10 protein-coding genes are annotated in these 14946 nt (G+C 73.7%); all 10 read left to right on the forward strand.

The genetic code is table 11. The features are described from left to right. Positions 1 to 256 precede the first annotated feature (256 nt). The 10 genes from ABZ490_RS25325 to ABZ490_RS25370 are packed head-to-tail and all read left to right on the forward strand — an operon-like array spanning position 257 to position 14943. Positions 257 to 2059: a phage tail sheath subtilisin-like domain-containing protein gene (locus tag ABZ490_RS25325; protein ID WP_358994026.1), complete on the forward strand. Its 1803-nt coding sequence runs from the start codon at positions 257 to 259 to the stop codon at positions 2057 to 2059. Between the two features lie 10 nt (positions 2060 to 2069). After that, positions 2070 to 2591, forward strand: coding sequence for a phage tail protein (locus ABZ490_RS25330; protein ID WP_055632216.1), 522 nt, complete (start codon positions 2070 to 2072; stop codon positions 2589 to 2591). Between the two features lie 10 nt (positions 2592 to 2601). Next, entirely contained in the window at positions 2602 to 3330 is a 729-nt protein-coding gene (locus tag ABZ490_RS25335; RefSeq protein ID WP_358994030.1) for a hypothetical protein, read from the forward strand. Beyond that, positions 3323 to 4045 carry a hypothetical protein gene (locus ABZ490_RS25340; protein ID WP_358994033.1) on the forward strand — a complete coding sequence of 241 codons (723 nt, stop codon included), beginning with the start codon at positions 3323 to 3325 and terminating at the stop codon, positions 4043 to 4045. Before ABZ490_RS25335 ends, ABZ490_RS25340 begins: the two co-directional genes overlap by 8 nt. Next, complete coding sequence (locus ABZ490_RS25345) at positions 4042 to 5229, forward strand: DUF4255 domain-containing protein (protein WP_358994036.1); 1188 nt, start codon at positions 4042 to 4044, stop codon at positions 5227 to 5229. The genes ABZ490_RS25340 and ABZ490_RS25345 overlap by 4 nt, the downstream gene beginning before the upstream one ends. Further along, positions 5229 to 7190 (forward strand): ATP-binding protein, encoded by a 1962-nt coding sequence (locus ABZ490_RS25350; RefSeq protein WP_358994038.1) that lies wholly within the window; start codon positions 5229 to 5231, stop codon positions 7188 to 7190. Before ABZ490_RS25345 ends, ABZ490_RS25350 begins: the two co-directional genes overlap by 1 nt. Then, entirely contained in the window at positions 7181 to 7429 is a 249-nt protein-coding gene (locus ABZ490_RS25355) for a hypothetical protein (protein WP_358994041.1), read from the forward strand. Before ABZ490_RS25350 ends, ABZ490_RS25355 begins: the two co-directional genes overlap by 10 nt. Then, positions 7426 to 13683: a DUF4157 domain-containing protein gene (locus tag ABZ490_RS25360; RefSeq protein ID WP_358994044.1), complete on the forward strand. Its 6258-nt coding sequence runs from the start codon at positions 7426 to 7428 to the stop codon at positions 13681 to 13683. Before ABZ490_RS25355 ends, ABZ490_RS25360 begins: the two co-directional genes overlap by 4 nt. Position 13684: 1 nt before the next feature. After that, on the forward strand, positions 13685 to 14305 hold the full coding sequence (locus tag ABZ490_RS25365) for a hypothetical protein (protein WP_358994047.1): 621 nt from the start codon (positions 13685 to 13687) through the stop codon (positions 14303 to 14305). Continuing rightward, positions 14302 to 14943 carry a hypothetical protein gene (locus ABZ490_RS25370; protein WP_358994050.1) on the forward strand — a complete coding sequence of 214 codons (642 nt, stop codon included), beginning with the start codon at positions 14302 to 14304 and terminating at the stop codon, positions 14941 to 14943. Before ABZ490_RS25365 ends, ABZ490_RS25370 begins: the two co-directional genes overlap by 4 nt. The last annotated feature ends 3 nt before the right edge of the window (positions 14944 to 14946 follow it).

Genomic DNA, 14946 nt, shown 5'->3' on the forward strand with positions numbered 1-14946 from the left:
GTGCGAATGACCTCCGCTCATCATGGAATTACGATGAGTGGTTGACCCTGACGCTGTGTGCATGTTACTTATGGTGTCGGTCGATATAGGTCGGCCCAAATCTCTCGGGGGAGGGGTACGGGGCAGGGGAAACTCTTTCTGATCGTCGCTTTCTGATCATTTCTTTCTGATCGTTACTTTGATCGCTGCTTCCATTCGCTTATTCGCGTGCGATTTTTTCATTGCTTCCGGCAGTCTCTAGGGGAATGGGGAGGGTATGGCGACGTCTGTCTCGTATCCCGGGGTGTACATCGAGGAGTTGTCGAGCGGGATCCGCACGATCACCGCGGTGACCACCTCGGTGACGGCGTTCGTGGGAGCGACCCGGCGCGGACCGATCGACGAGGCGGTGACGCTCACCAGCTTCGCCGACTTCGAGCGGCAGTACGGCGGCCTGGACACGAAGAGCCTGCTCAGCTACGCGGTGCAGCAGTTCTTCCTGGCGGGCGGCTCGGTCGCGGTCGTCGTCCGGGTCGCGAAGGGGGCCCGGCCGGCGTCGAAGGACATCGCGGCCGGCGGCGAGCCGAAGGCGCTGACCGTGACCTCGCGGGACGCCAGCGACTGGGGCAACGGACTGCGGGTCGCGATCGACCCGGGCACCACCGACGACACCTTCGGCCTGCGCGTGCTGGACGCCTCCGGAGCGGTGCTCGAGCGGTACCGCAACCTGTCGATGAGCGCCGACGCGCCGCGCTTCGTCGAGGCGGTCGTCAACGAGTCGTCGTACATCGACACCAAGGCGACCGGTGACGCGGTGCCCGACTTCTCCGGCACGGTCTCGGGACCCGTCGACCGGCTGCCGGACCTGGCGGGCAAGAAGCTCACCGCGACCGTCCAGGGCGTCCAGCCCGTCGAGATCACGCTCTACACCGCCACCGACACCCCGCCCGCGTCACTGACCGCGCTCGGCCTGCTGCTCGAGCGGAAACTGCGGGCGGCGTCGCCCGACAAGGCCTTCACCAGGGCGGACGTCGACGTGGCCGGCAAACGGCTCCAGGTGCTGGCCGGGACTCCGGGCGCGACGATGACGCTCACCGGCGAGGTGGCGAACGCACTCGGCCTGACCACCGCCCACGCGACCGCGTACGTCCTGAAGGACGGCGGCGACGGCGAGCCGCCGACCGACGCCGAGTTCCGCGGCAGCGAGGCCGACAGGACCGGCATGCAGGCACTGCGGCAGGAGCCCGACATCAACCTGCTCTGCCTGCCCGATCTGGCCGGGCCGGACTACGCGGGTGACGCGATCGGCGTGATCGCCACCGCCGTGGAGCTCTGCGAGGACAAGCGGATGCTGCTGATCGTCGACAGCCCTCCGGAGTGGACCGCGATCGAGCAGGCCCGCGCCGGACTGCCGGCGTACGACGCGGTCCGCAGCGACCACGCGGCCCTGTACTTCCCGCACATCACGATGACCGACCCGCTGACCGGACGGCTGCGCGCCTTCCCGCCGTCGGGAGCGGTCGCGGGACTGATGGCCAGGACCGACGCCGAACGCGGCGTGTGGAAGGCACCGGCCGGCACCGATGTGCGGCTGACCGGGGTGCGCTCGATGAGCGTCGGGATGTCCGACGCCGAGAACGGCCTGCTCAACCCGCTCGGGGTGAACTGCCTGCGGAGCTTCCCGATCGTCGGCCCGGTCGTCTGGGGCGCGCGCACCCTCCTCGGCGCCGACGCGCTCGCGTCGGAATGGAAGTACGTCCCCGTCCGGCGGCTGGCGTTCATGATCGAGGAGAGTCTGTACCGCGGCCTGAAATGGGTGGTCTTCGAGCCCAACGACGAGCCGCTCTGGGGCCAGATCCGGCTCAACGTCGGCGCCTTCCTGCACACCCTGTTCACCCAGGGCGCGTTCCAGGGCACGGCCTCGCGCGAGGCCTACTTCGTGAAGTGCGACAAGGACACCACGACCCAGGACGACATCAACCGCGGCATCGTCAATGTGATCGTCGGTTTCGCGCCGCTGAAACCGGCCGAGTTCGTCGTGGTGAAGATCGAGCAGATGGCCGGCCGGATCGAGGTGTGAGGAATTCAAAATGGCAGAGTTCACTGTCAACGCGCAGCGGTTCGACCCTTACAAGAACTTCAAGTTCCTGGTGCTCTGGGACGGAAAGACCGTCGCCGGATGCAGCAAGATCAGCCCGCTGAAAAGGACCACCGAGGTGATCAAGCACCGTAACGGCGGTGATCCCAGTTCACCCAGGAAATCCGCCGGCCGGACCGAGTTCGAGGCGATCACGATCGAGCGCGGTGTCACGCACGACCCGGAGTTCGACCGCTGGGCGAACAAGGTCTGGATGGTGGGCCAGGGCCTCGGCAGCGAGTCCTCGCTGAAGGACTTCCGCAAGGACATCGTGATCCAGGTCCTCAACGAGGCCGGGCAGGTGGCGCTCGCCTACAAGGTGTACCGGGCGTTCCCGTCGGAGTACCAGGTGCTCGGCGAGATGGACGCGAACGCGAACGCCGTCGCGATCCAGCACCTGAAGCTGGAGTGCGAGGGCTGGGAGCGGGACCTGGAGGTCGCCGAGCCGGCCGAGCCGTCGTACCAGATTCCGTAAGGGGCACGAGGTGGCTGCCCCGACGGAGCTGCTCGCCGCCTGGGAGATCGGGCTCGCGCTGCCCGCCTCCTCGGCCCAGCGGGCGGTCCTCCTGCACGCACTGGCCCGGCCCGGGCGGGCGGCCGACGACCTGCTCGGCGTCCCGGTCGGGACCCGGGACGCCGACCTGCTCGGCCTGCGCGCCGCGCTGTTCGGCGACGTCCTCTCGGTCCGGATCGGCTGCCCGGCATGCGGCGCCGACCTGGAGTTCGACGTCGACGCGACCGGACTGGCGGCCGCCGCGCCCGCGGCCGACCCGGAGCCGCTCACCGACGGCGACTGGACCGTGCGATTCCGGCTGCCGACGCCCGCCGATCTGCTCGCGGTGCGCGACCGGGCCGTAGCGGATCCACGGCACGGGCTGGCGGCCCGGCTGGTGATCGAGGCACGGCAGGGTGACCGGGCGGTACCCGCCGACGGACTGCCCGAGCGCGTCGTCCGGCTGCTCGCCGAGGCGGTGGCGGCGGCCGATCCCGCGGCCGACATCTCGTTCGCGATGACCTGCCCGGACTGCGGCGGGCCGGTGCGGGCACAGCTCGACATCGCCACCTACCTGTGGGACGAGCTCGACTCCTGGGCCCGTACGACGCTCGCGGACGTCCACGCGCTGGCTTCCAGCTACGGGTGGACCGAATCCGACGTACTGGCGCTCTCACCGCTGCGCCGCCGCTACTACCTGGAGCTGGCCGGACATGGCTGAGACACGGACACCGGACCTGTTCGACCGGCTGCTCGCCCGCACGGGGGCGGTGCACCGGCCGGACGCCGTGGTGGCGCTGGCCCGGCCGCGGCCGGCGATGCCGTTCGAGCGGCTGCCCGCGGCGGCACCGGCCGAGACCGAGACCGAGGCCGAGAGCGACGCGGAGGCCGCCCCGTCGCGGCCGGGGCCGGAAGCCTCGGCGGCACTCCCGGCGACCACGCCGGCCGGTCCGCGTGAGGCTCCCGCGCCACGCCCGTCGCTGCTCGGCCGGATCGAGCGGACCGTGCGGTCGATCGAGACGGTGCGCACCGTGTCGCCGGAGTCGCCCGGCGGTGAGCGGGCCGTCGCGCCGCCCGTCCCGTGGAGCGTCGTGGAGCGGCTGGTGCCCCCGGCGGACGCGGTGGCGGAGATCGTGGCACGGCCGGTGTCGTCACGACCCCTCGCGGACACCCCGGAACGGGCCCCGTCCGCCCGGCCCGCGCCCGCCGCCCGGACGAGGTCCGCGGCCCTTCCCCCCGTGCCGCGGACCGCCGGTGAGGTCCGGCGGCGCGAGGCGCAGGCCGTACCGGCCGAGCCGTCGGTCCAGATCACCATCGGCCGGCTCGAGGTGACGACGGCAGCACCCGAACCGAAGCGCGAACGCCCCGGACGGACCGCACGGCCCGAGCCGGCCGTCGGTCTCGCGGCCTTCCTCGACCGGCGGGAGGCGACATGAGCAACTACCTGGCGATCGCCCAGGCCACGGAGGCGCTGCGCGGCCTGCTGGCCCGCTCGGTGCAGTCCGACGTGCCCTACGCCGTCCAGGTAGAGGCGCGCAAACCGCCCAGCGAGCCGGTCACGGAGCCGACCATCACGGTGTTCTGCTACCGGATCACCCCGAACGCGTCCCGGCGCAACGCCGACACGCCCACCCGGGACGGGACCGGGCGGCTGCTGCGGACGCCCACCGCGGCCTACGACGCGCACTACCTGATCAGCTGCTACGGCAACGAGACCCAGCTCGTGCCGCAGGCCCTGCTGGGCTCGGTGGCCCGCACCCTGCACGAACAACCCGCGCTGTCCGCGCAGGACCTGGAGTCGGCCGCCGGGCAGGCCTTCCTGGCCGGCGCCGACCTCGCGGCATCGCCGCAGGCGGTCCGGCTGACGCCCTCGAAGATGGATCTCGAGGACCTGTCGAAGCTGTGGTCGATGCTGATCCAGACGCCGTACACCCCGTCCATCGCGTTCGAGGCGTCCCTGCTGCTGCTAGAGAGCCGGCAGACGCCGGCCGCGGGCCGCCCCGTCCGGGAGCACCGGGTCCGGGTCGTGCCGGGCCGGCGCCCGGTGCTGGAGGAACTGCGCAGCCGCCCGGCCGGCTCGACCGCCGCACCACGGCCCGGCCCGGTGCCGTCGGGCCACGAAGTGGTCCTGACCGGGCACGACCTGAACGGCGAGAACGTCACCGTCGACATCGGCGGCGAGCCGGTCGACCCCTCAGCCGTCGACGACGGCCGGGTGGTGTTCACCCCGCCCGCCGACCTGGCCGCGGGCGTGCACCCCGTACGGGTACGGCACGGGATCGCGCTCGGCGACACGGTCCGGATCCTCGACTCGAACGAGATCGCGCTCGCGCGGCAGGCCACCGTGACCGCGGCCGAGGCCACCGCCGGCCGGCTCCTCGTCACCCTGGACCTCGCCGTCGGCGACCGGCAGCGGGTGTCGGTGCTCCTCGACGAGCTCGACGGGCCCGGCAGCCACCGCTTCGACGCGGCCTACCCGCTGCCCGGTCCCCGGGACCCCAGGACGGTCGCCGTCGCCACGACGGGCGTCCCCGCCGGCGGCCATCTGCTGCGTGTGCGGATCGACGGCGTCGACACGGCGGTCGGCGAGGACCTGCGCACACCGGCGGTGGAGTTCTGATGCACGACGACGACGGGCGCGAGGCCGACGCGGCGGTCATGGCCCAGGCCGTGGCCGACGTCCTGGCGCGCCTCGACGCGCACGCCCGGACCGCCGCCGGCCACGCGGCCGACGGCGGCGCTCCCGGACGGCTGCGGCGCCGGTCCCGGCACGCCGCGGCGGACACCGGCGACGACGGGACCCCGGAGGACGGCCCCGACGAGGTGTCGTACGACGAAGGCGCGCTGGCGACGGTGGTCGCCTGCTTCGGGCTGACCCCGTTCGAGCGGGACCTGCTGGTGCTGTGCGCGGCGATGGAACTGGGGCCGAAGGCGGCGGCCCGCTGCGCGGCGGCGGGCGGGCGCGAGTTCCCGACCTTCTCACTGGCCCTGGCCGCGCTGACCGAGCCGCACTGGAGCGCGCTGACCCCGGACGCGCCGCTGCGCCGCTACCGGCTCGTCGAGGTCGCCGACGAGGGGGTCCTGACCACCGCGCGGCTGCGCATCGACGAGCGGGTGCTGCACTTCCTGCTGGGGGTCTCCCAGGTCGAGCCGCGCCTCCAGGGACTGGTCGCGCGCACCGCCGTACCCGGCCGCCTGCCGAAGTCCCAGGCGCGGCTGGCGGCCGCGCTGGCGGCGGCCGTGAGCACCGACCGGGTGGCGGCGCTGTCCGGCGGCGACCTGCAGACCCGGCGCGAGGTGACGGTCAGCGCGGCGCTGGCGGCCGGCTTCGCGACGTTCACGCTGTCGGCGGCCGATCTGCCGGCCGAGCCCGCGGACCGCGCGGTGCTGGCCCGGCTCTGGGAGCGCGAGGGCGTGCTGCTGCCCGCCGTGCTGCTGATCGAGGTCGCCGGGACGGCGCAGGCCGCGGCCGCGGAGGCGTTCGTGGCGATGCTCGGCGTGCCGGTGGTGCTGTCCGGCCAGGATCCGCTCGCCGCCGCCGCGACGCACCGCACCCAGCTCGTCGTCGAGCCGCTGGAGCAGGCCGAGCAGCGCGAGCTGTGGCGCGCCGAGCTGGACGGCCGCGGCGGTGACGTCGACGTGGCGGGACTCGTGGCGCAGTTCAGCCTGCCCGGGCATGTGATCCGGTCCGCCGGCGCGGTCGCCCGCAAGGCGGGCGGCGATGTGCGGGAGGCGGCCTGGCGGGCCGGCCTGGCGCACGCGCGGATCGCGCTCGACGAGCTCGGCCGCCGCGTGGAGCCGCGCGCCGGCTGGGACGACCTGGTGGTGCCGGAGCGGCAGCGCGGGATCCTGCGCGAGATCGTCGCGCACGTCCGGCAGCGCGCCACCGTCTACCAGGACTGGGGGTTCGAGGACGTGCTGCGGCGCGGACTCGGCGTCACCGCGCTGTTCGCGGGCGGCAGCGGCACCGGCAAGACACTGGCCGCCGAGGTGGTGGCGGGCGCGCTCGGGCTGGACCTGTTCGTCATCGACCTCTCCCAGGTGGTCAGCAAGTACATCGGCGAGACCGAGAAGAACCTGCGCCGGGTCTTCGACGCGGCCGAGCGGGGCGGCGCGGTGCTGCTCTTCGACGAGGCGGACGCGCTGTTCGGCAAGCGCAGCGAGGTGAAGGACTCGCACGACCGGTACGCCAACCTCGAGGTCAGCTATCTGCTGATGCGGATGGAGTCGTACCGCGGCCTGGCGGTCCTGACCACGAACCAGAAGAAGGCCCTGGACCACGCGTTCCTGCGACGGCTGCGGTTCGTGGTGGACTTCCCGTTCCCCGACATGACCGAACGGGCCGCGATCTGGCGGCGGGTGATCCCGCCCCGGGTCCCGGTCGACGGGGTCGCGGTCGAGCGGCTGGCGCAGCTGACGGTGGCCGGCGGCAGCATCCGGAACATCGCGCTGTCGGCCGCCTTCCTGGCCGCCGACGAGGGTACCGAGCTGCGGATGCGGCATCTGCTCGCCGCCGCGCACACCGAATACGCCAAGCTGGAGCGCTCGGTGACCTCCACGGAGGTGGCCGGATGGGTGTGAGCCTGCACGTGGACGAGCTGGTGATCCGCGGCGTCGACGGCGTGCGCCGCGCCGACGCCGACCGGATCGCGCGCGCCTTCACCCGGGAGCTCACCCGGCTGCTGACCGAGCGGCCGCCGACCGCCGAGGCCGTGTCGTACGACGTGCTGAGCGGCCTGCGTCCACTGCCCGCCACCACGTCCCCGCGCCGGCTCGGGCGCGAGCTGGCGCGGGCCGTCCACCGGGAGCTGGTGCGATGAGCGCCGTCACGCCGGTACGGCAGCAGCAGCCGGAGCCGCCGCGCCGCAAGCGCCCGAAACGGTCCACGCCGCTGCGGCAGCAGGGGGCGCGCCGCACGCCGCCGGCGCCGGACGCGGTGCTCGCGCAGGCCGGGAAGCCGCTGGAGCCCGGCGTCGGGCGCGTGATGGAGGAGTGGCTCGGCCACGACTTCAGCGGCGTCCGGATCCACAGCGACCGGGACGCCGCCGCGCTGGCCGCGCTGGTCGGGGCGGACGCCGTCGCCGTCGGCCGGGACATCTTCTTCGCCTCGGGCGCGTACCGTCCGGAGACCGCCCAGGGGCTACGGCTGCTCGCGCACGAGCTCCTGCACACCGTGCAGCGGCCGGACGCCCCCGGCCGGCTGCGGCTCGGCCGGCAGGACGGCACGCTGAGCCGGCCGCTGGACGGGGTGGAGCGCGAGGCCGAGCAGCGGGTGGACCGTGCCGTCGATGACCGAGGCCCCGCGGCCGGGGGCGGCGCCCAGCAAGAGGTGGCGCGGCGGGGCGCGCAGCCTGTGTCCTGGCTGCGGTTCATCAGCGTCGACGTGTCCCAGCTGCGCGCCGAGCAGCTGGACCCCGCGGCTCTCGTGGACCGGATCGTCGCCGGTGTGGTGCGCACGCTGCGCGGCGACCCGGCGGACGCGGCGGGGCGCGTGCGGCAGCAGCTCGTCCGGCTGGCCCCGGAGCTGCGGTCCGACGTCCTGGACCGGCTGCGGCAGCGGTTGCCCTCGGCCGAATACGTGCGGGTCGAGCAGTTGGTGCTCGCGGCCGAGACGGCCGCGGGCCCGCCGGTGGACACCGCCGTCGTACCGGAGCCCGTGGTGGAGCCGGCCGAGCGGGAGCGGACCGAACGGCGGGAGCGGGCCGAGCGGACGGCGGGCGACGAGCGGGAACGCGCGGACCTGGAGCGGGACGGGCGCGAGGAGGAGCGGGAAGGGGAGTGGGAGGGGGCGCGGGAGCGGAGCCGGGAGGGGGAGCGGGCCGGCGAGGAGGAGCAGGACCGGCAGGACGCCGAACGTGAGAAGGGCGGGGCGCTCGACGACCAGCGCCGCGAGGACTCCGCACAGGAGGACCGGCAGAAGCGCGAGGACGAGGAGCACCGCAAGGCCACCGGGAAGGGGGAGCGGCCGGAGACGGAGGGCGAGGAGCGGCCCGCCCCCGAGGACCGGCCGGCTCGGGCGGAGCCGGCGGCGGGGGGTGCGGCCGCGCCGCCGGAGGTGGCCGCGCCCGGGGCCGGGGAGGGCTCGGCAGGGCCGGAGCCGATCGGCCGGGTACCGGTCGTCGGGGCCCAGGTCGCGACGGCCGCCCCGGTCGGCGGCGGAGGCACGGACCCGGTGCGCGAGGACCGTGCCGAGGAAGTCGCCGACGACCCGCAGGGCCCGCTGGCCCGGCACGGGCTGGCGAAGAAGGAGCAGGGCGGGCAGGACGAACCGCCGGAGCAGGAGAAGCCGCTCCACACCGAGGCCGGTGCCGAGTCCGAGGTACCGGCGCCGGAGGCGGCCGCCGAGCCCGAACCGCCGCAGCAGGCCGCCGACCGGGCCGAGCGGGAGGCCGGGGCGGACCGGCCGGCACCGGACCCGGTACCGAAGACCGACCCGGACCTGTCCGCGGTGCCGACCGCCGACGACGAACTGAAGGCCGCGCAGGGCAGCACACCGCCGAAGCCGCGCGAGCTGCCGAGCATGCCCGCGCCACCGCCGGTCGAGGCCGAGCCGCGCGATCTGGACCGCGCCGAGCAGGCCGAGCGGGCCGCCGAGCCGGAGCTGGAGCGCGCGGACGCGGAGGGCCCGCAGGACAGGGCCGTCGAGGCCGAGGGCGAGCGGGCCGCGTCCGACACGCCCGGGGCGGACGAGGAGACCGACGCCCCCTCGCCCGCCGGTGCGCCCGCCGGGTCGGCCGAAGGCACCTCGGTCACCACGGCCGACCCCGCGGAGCCCCCCGCGGCGACCACCGCCGCACCCGCCCCGGCCGGGCCCGCACCCTCCGGGGACTCCGTAGCCCCGGCGACCGGGTCCGACCCGTCGGGCCGGGAAGCGGACGGCGCCGGCCCTGGCTCCACCGGCTCCTCGGCCGTATCGGGTGGTACGGCGCTCGGGCCGGGCGGGCGCGTACCCGGTGAACCCCGCGAGACCGAACCGATGCCGGGCGATCCGCAGCTGGCGGAGGACGCGCCCGGCGCAGGAGCGACGGCGGCTCCGTCGGCGGCGCCCGGGCAGCCGGGGCCCGACGGCGCCGCTCCCGGCGCCGGACCCGAGGGCTCGCTGGAGACCGGCGGCGGCGGATGCGCCGGGGCACCGGCCGCCACCACGGAGGCCGACGCCCAGGACGGGGGCGGAGGCGGCTGCGGCGGCGGGGGCGGCGCACCGGCCCCGGCCGAGAGGAAGCCGCAGGAACAGCCGCCGGACGTCTCCGGTCAGGAGCCGACGGCCGCGCTCGCGACGATCTCGTCCCAGCCGGCGGCCCGGATGCCGCAGGCACTCGGCGGCGTCGACCGGGCCGTCGGCACCACCGTCGGCAAGGAGCACCAGGACCTCCGCGACGCCCCGCCGGCACTCGAACGCCCGAGCGGCGCCCCCCGGACCCAGGCCGGTGTCCCGCCGACCGAGGAGCCGGTGTCCACCGCCGTCGAGCCGATGACGGAGGTGACCCCGCAGACGCTCGCCCGGCAGCGCGAGGCCGCCCCGCCCCCGACCGCGAACACCCCGAACCCCGCGACCCGGGTCAAGGACCCGGTCGTCGCCGGGGGCGGTGAGGAGAAGGCCGGCGACGCCGAGATCCAACAGCTCCAGGGGGCGGTCGACGGCGTCCCCACCCGTGACGACCGGCTGTACACCACGGTCGGGGCCGCGCCCAGGGTGCGGCTGGAGGGCGAGACCGACCCGGCGCTCGCCGACGAGCAGCACCGGCAGACCGAGGACCGGATCCACCGGACGCACGCGCTCGGCCGGCAGGACGCGGCGGTCGGGCTCGGCGAGGACCGGATCTACCCGGACGCGCCCGGCGAGACGCTCACCGCGGCGGTGCCCGGCCGCACGCCCGCCGGTGGCGCACCCGCAGCCGTCGCACCCGCCGCGGCGGGTGGTCCGGGCACCGGCGGGACGGACCCGGACACGGTCTCGGCGGTCGCCGTACAGGAACGCGGTCCGCAGATCCAGGCGGGCTTCGCCGACGGTCAGGGCCGGATGGGCCAGGCCCGGCAGGACAAGCGGAACCGGTCCGACGAGGCGAAGGCCGACCACCGCGCCCAGGTCCAGCGGGCGGTCGCGGAGAACAGCGACCAGCAGGCCGCCGTACGCCAGGAGGCGCGCGAGGACGCCGCGGGGCGGCGCGGCGCATGGCGTGACGAGCAGGACCGGGCGGTCGAGGACAACACCAGGACCGCGACCGACGCGCACTCGAAGGCCCGCGAGGACACCGGCGCGAAGAAGACCGAGGCCGACGCCGACATCGGCCGGCGCAGGACCGAGGACAACGACCGGATCGGCAAGGAGCGCCGGGCCGCCGAGGAGAAGGCCCGCAAGGAACGCGAGGCCAAGCGGGAGGAGTCCGCCGGCTGGTGGGGCTGGGTCAAGTCCAAGGTCAAGGCCGCCTTCGACGCGCTCGTCTCGGTGATCAAGGGTGTCTTCGACCTGGCCGTCAAGGCGATCGACGCGATCAAGGAAGGCTTCAAGAAGGCGGTCGACGGGCTGATCGACCTGGCCGCGAAGGCGATCACCGGGATCATCAAGGGCCTCGCGAACGTGCTGCTGGCCGTGGTGGGCGTGATCGGCACGGTCTTCCCCGGCATCGCGGAGAGGATGCGCAGGGCGATCGTCTCGATGCGCGACGCCGCCGTCGCCAAGGTGCAGCAGCTCGCCGACCGGCTGAAGAAGGCGGTCCACGCGCTCGTCGACGCACTGGCCGGCGCGCTGGTCGCGGTCCTGCGGCTGTACGAGAAGGTGCTGCTCGCGGCCGTCGAGGTGGTCCGCGGCGCGGTGATGAAGGCGATCGCGTTCGTCGATTCCGCGATCAAGCTGCTCGGTGAGCTGGCGGCGCTGGTCAAGGACATCGCGCCGGACCCGATCGGCTGGATCCGCAAGCTCGGCGGCGCGGCCAAGGAGGGGGTCCGCACCTTCCTCTGGGGCGCCGTCAAGACCGCGGTCAAGGCGTGGTTCAACGAGAAGGTCGAGTCCGTCGTCGGCATCGGCAAGATGCTGTGGAACGTGCTGGTGAAGGGCTGTATGTCGGTCGCGCAGATCGGCAGGATGGCCTGGCGGGCGATCGTGAAGTCGCTGCCCGCGATGATCGTCTCGCTCGTCGTCGAGAAGCTGATCGGCCTGATCGTCCCGGCCGCGGGCGGCATCATCGCGATCGCCCAGGGCGTGGTGGCGGCCTATCAGAGCGTCAGCAAGGTCATCGCCGTCTTCAGCGCGTTCCTGACCTTCCTGAAGGCCGTGAAGGCCGGTGGGGTGGCGGCGGCGTGCCTGTTCGCGCGGGCTCTGGCGGCCGGTGCGGTGGCCCTCCTGGAGTTCATCGCGAACTTCCTGATGGCGCGGATCGGGAAGGCGCTGAAGGGCGTCGGCACGAAGCTCAAGGGCATCGCCGAGAAGATCATGAAAGGCCTGGGCCGCGGCGCCCGCTCCGTCAAGCAGGCCGCGGGCCGCGGGGTGAACGCCGCCCGTGACGCCGTACGGCGCGGGGTGACAGCCGTCAAACGCGGTGCCGTCGCCACCGCGCAGGCGGTCAGGCGCGGCGTCACCGCGGGGGCACGGGCGGTGCGTTCGGGCGCTAGCCGGGTGGGCGCCGCGGCCAAGAGCGGGCTGCGCCGGGCCGCGGACGGGGTACGGCGTGCGGCGGGCGCGATCGGCCGCGTGGTCGGGCCCGCGCTGAAGGCGGTCAACCGGACGATGAGACGCCTGGGCGCCAAGCTCGCGAACAGCAGGCTGGGCCGCGCGCTGCGGGCGGGCGCCCGCAAGCTGAAGAACCTGGTGAGCAAGGGCAAGGAGAAGTTCAGGGCCTGGAGGAAGAAGGTCGCCGACCGCCGCAAGCAGAACCGCCGGAACAGGAAGAACAAGCCCCAGGAGTCCAAGGAGCAGCGGCTCGCCCGCATCATCGCCAGGCTGCGGCCGGTGCTGCAGAAACCGGTACGGCGCGGCGTGCGGGAGCACATCCTCCGAGCCGCGCTGATCCCGCTGCGCGCCTGGTACCGCCTGAAGCGCCTCTACCTGACCGGTCGGCCCGTCGGCAATGTCCTCGCCGGTCTCAGTCCCGGCGACCCCTTCCTGCCGCTGGACGAGGTCGGCGAGAACGAACTGCTCCGCATTCTGCGCGAGGAGGTCGATGCCGAGACGAAGACGGCGCGGTTCCAGGAGATGGCCGGCGAGGTGAAGGCCGAGAAGACGGATCCCACGCAAGTCGATCCAGAGGCCTGGCGCCGCAGCGTGAAGACCGACCCGGCGGTGCCGTCGCGCATGACATCCATCACCGCGCCGTCGGGGGTGTCGCCACTCGCGCTGGCGCACGGCGTGAACCAGTTGATCTCCGACCGCAAGATCGCGCGTGCACGGTTGATCACGCTCGGCGAGAGGACACCGGTCGTGATCGCCTCGATGCGGGTGACCGGGAGCGACCCGGCCGGTCGCTGGCGCCCGATGGTTCAAGGCCCCGGCGGCGTCTGGCGGCCGGACACCTCGGTCAGTCTGGACTACCCGGGCTTCAGCGCCGCAGCCGCCGCCGACCCGGCCACCACCGTCCAGGCCTTGCAGCATGCGCACGCCGGCAACTTCGATGCGCTCGGGAAACTGCCGGCGCAGGCGCAGATCGGGGCAGTCGTACCGCTGGGCGCGGAGGCGATGCGGGCACCGTATCCCGGTGTGACGAGCCCGGCGTCGATGCGGATCTCTGCGGCGGCCATCGCCGGCCGGCCCGGAGGCATCCCGGCCTCGGAAGCGCTGAAGACGATGCCCTACTCACAGCCCGGATCGGTAGGCGCGTCAGGAGTCATGGCGTACCGGGAGCGGAAGGCGGCCGGCGAGGGGGTGCGTCCACGTGAGCCGTGGCATGTGCGGCGCCCGGGCGGCGAGTCGCCGGAGATGTTGCGGACCAGGATCGTCAACACGCTGCGCGCTCTGCTGCTCGTCGAGGGAATCGTCACCCTCGAGTCCAACAAGCCGGAAACGCAGCAGCAGTTCCTCAACCAAGTGCGCAGGATGCTGCGCGATGCCGGGATCCGACGGAGGCTTTTCGGTGGTACGTGACATGAGCGGAGACGGCGTGGAACGCCATGTGCTGAGCCGGCGGATGGTGCTGCGCTCACGCGGCGACGAGCGCAAGGTGCAACGGCTCGTCGACGAGTTGCGGATGGTCTCCCTCGGTGAGGAGCGGCCGACGGCGGCTCTCCTGCAGCGGTCCTGGCAGTTGTCGCCGAGCGTCTTCTTCCAGGCCCTCACCGACGAGCGGGCCGATGCCACCGCGGTCGTGCTGGTCGGGGACGACCAGAAGCAGTTGGCCAGATATGCCGATCTGGTCGAGCGGTTCGTGCAGCCGCTCACCGACGACGAGTTGCTGGCCACGATCACGTCCGCGCGTACGGGGGCGGAGCGCGCCCGGGCGGTCCTGGCGTCCGGACTGGGATCGCCGTTCGCGTTCGACGCCCGGTACTTCGAGCAGATCACCGCCGCGATGTTCGACGAGGACCGGGAGGTCCGCGCGGCCGGTCTGGCGGCTTCGTCGTATGCGTTCTGGCCGCAGTATCACGAACCGCTGGCAGCGATGGCCGAGTTCGACGAGGACCCGGAGCTGCGCGAGGACGCGAGTGCGGCACTCGAGGCGCGATTCGACACGCCCGACGTCCGGATCGAAGGAGAGGAGGACGCATGACAAGGTACGCGGATCTCCCCAAACCGGTGCAGGCCGGGATCGTGATCGTCGACCCCGAGCGGGGGACGCCGCAGCGGGTCGTCGTGTTGCAGTTCAACCCGGACTCGCTGGAGCGGAGCATCGCGCCGCAGGTGGGCGGTGGGGAGCAGCAGGGGGATCGGACCGAGGCGTTGCGGCTCAAGGGGCCGGCGGTCGAGTCGTGGAAGTTCACCGCCGAGCTGGACGCCACCGACCAGCTCACCGTGCCGTCGCCGCTCGGCATCCATCCGCAGCTGGCGGCCCTGGAGATGCTGATCCAACCGCCGGCCGCGCAGGTGCGGGCGAACACCCGGCTGGCCGGTCTGGGCATGCTCGAGATCACTCCCGTCGAGCAGCCGCTGACGCTGTTCGTCTGGGGCCCGCGACGCGTCGTACCGGTCAGGCTGACCGAGCTCTCGGTCACCGAGGAGGCGTTCGACCAGCAGTTGCAGCCGATCCGGGCCACGCTCGCGGTCGGGCTGCGGCTGCTGACGGTCAGTGACCTGCCCGCCGGGCACCGCGGCGCGGAGCTGTATCTCGCGCACCTCTCACAGAAGGAACGCCTGGCGGGGCAGCTCGCCGCGGGCCGGCTCGCCCAACTCGGACTGACCGGCATCTGAGCC

The sequence above is a fragment of the Streptomyces sp. NPDC005811 genome, assembly GCF_040630405.1.
Lineage (GTDB): Bacteria > Actinomycetota > Actinomycetes > Streptomycetales > Streptomycetaceae > Streptomyces.

Bases quoted from the DNA above. Each gene is read 5' to 3' on its own strand.
- ABZ490_RS25325 (WP_358994026.1), top strand. From the start codon at position 257: ATGGCGACGTCTGTCTCGTATCCCGGGGTGTACATCGAGGAGTTGTCG.
- ABZ490_RS25330 (WP_055632216.1), top strand. From the start codon at position 2,070: ATGGCAGAGTTCACTGTCAACGCGCAGCGGTTCGACCCTTACAAGAAC.
- ABZ490_RS25340 (WP_358994033.1), top strand. From the start codon at position 3,323: ATGGCTGAGACACGGACACCGGACCTGTTCGACCGGCTGCTCGCCCGC.
- ABZ490_RS25345 (WP_358994036.1), top strand. From the start codon at position 4,042: ATGAGCAACTACCTGGCGATCGCCCAGGCCACGGAGGCGCTGCGCGGC.
- ABZ490_RS25350 (WP_358994038.1), top strand. From the start codon at position 5,229: ATGCACGACGACGACGGGCGCGAGGCCGACGCGGCGGTCATGGCCCAG.
- ABZ490_RS25355 (WP_358994041.1), top strand. From the start codon at position 7,181: ATGGGTGTGAGCCTGCACGTGGACGAGCTGGTGATCCGCGGCGTCGAC.
- ABZ490_RS25360 (WP_358994044.1), top strand. From the start codon at position 7,426: ATGAGCGCCGTCACGCCGGTACGGCAGCAGCAGCCGGAGCCGCCGCGC.
- ABZ490_RS25365 (WP_358994047.1), top strand. From the start codon at position 13,685: ATGAGCGGAGACGGCGTGGAACGCCATGTGCTGAGCCGGCGGATGGTG.
- ABZ490_RS25370 (WP_358994050.1), top strand. From the start codon at position 14,302: ATGACAAGGTACGCGGATCTCCCCAAACCGGTGCAGGCCGGGATCGTG.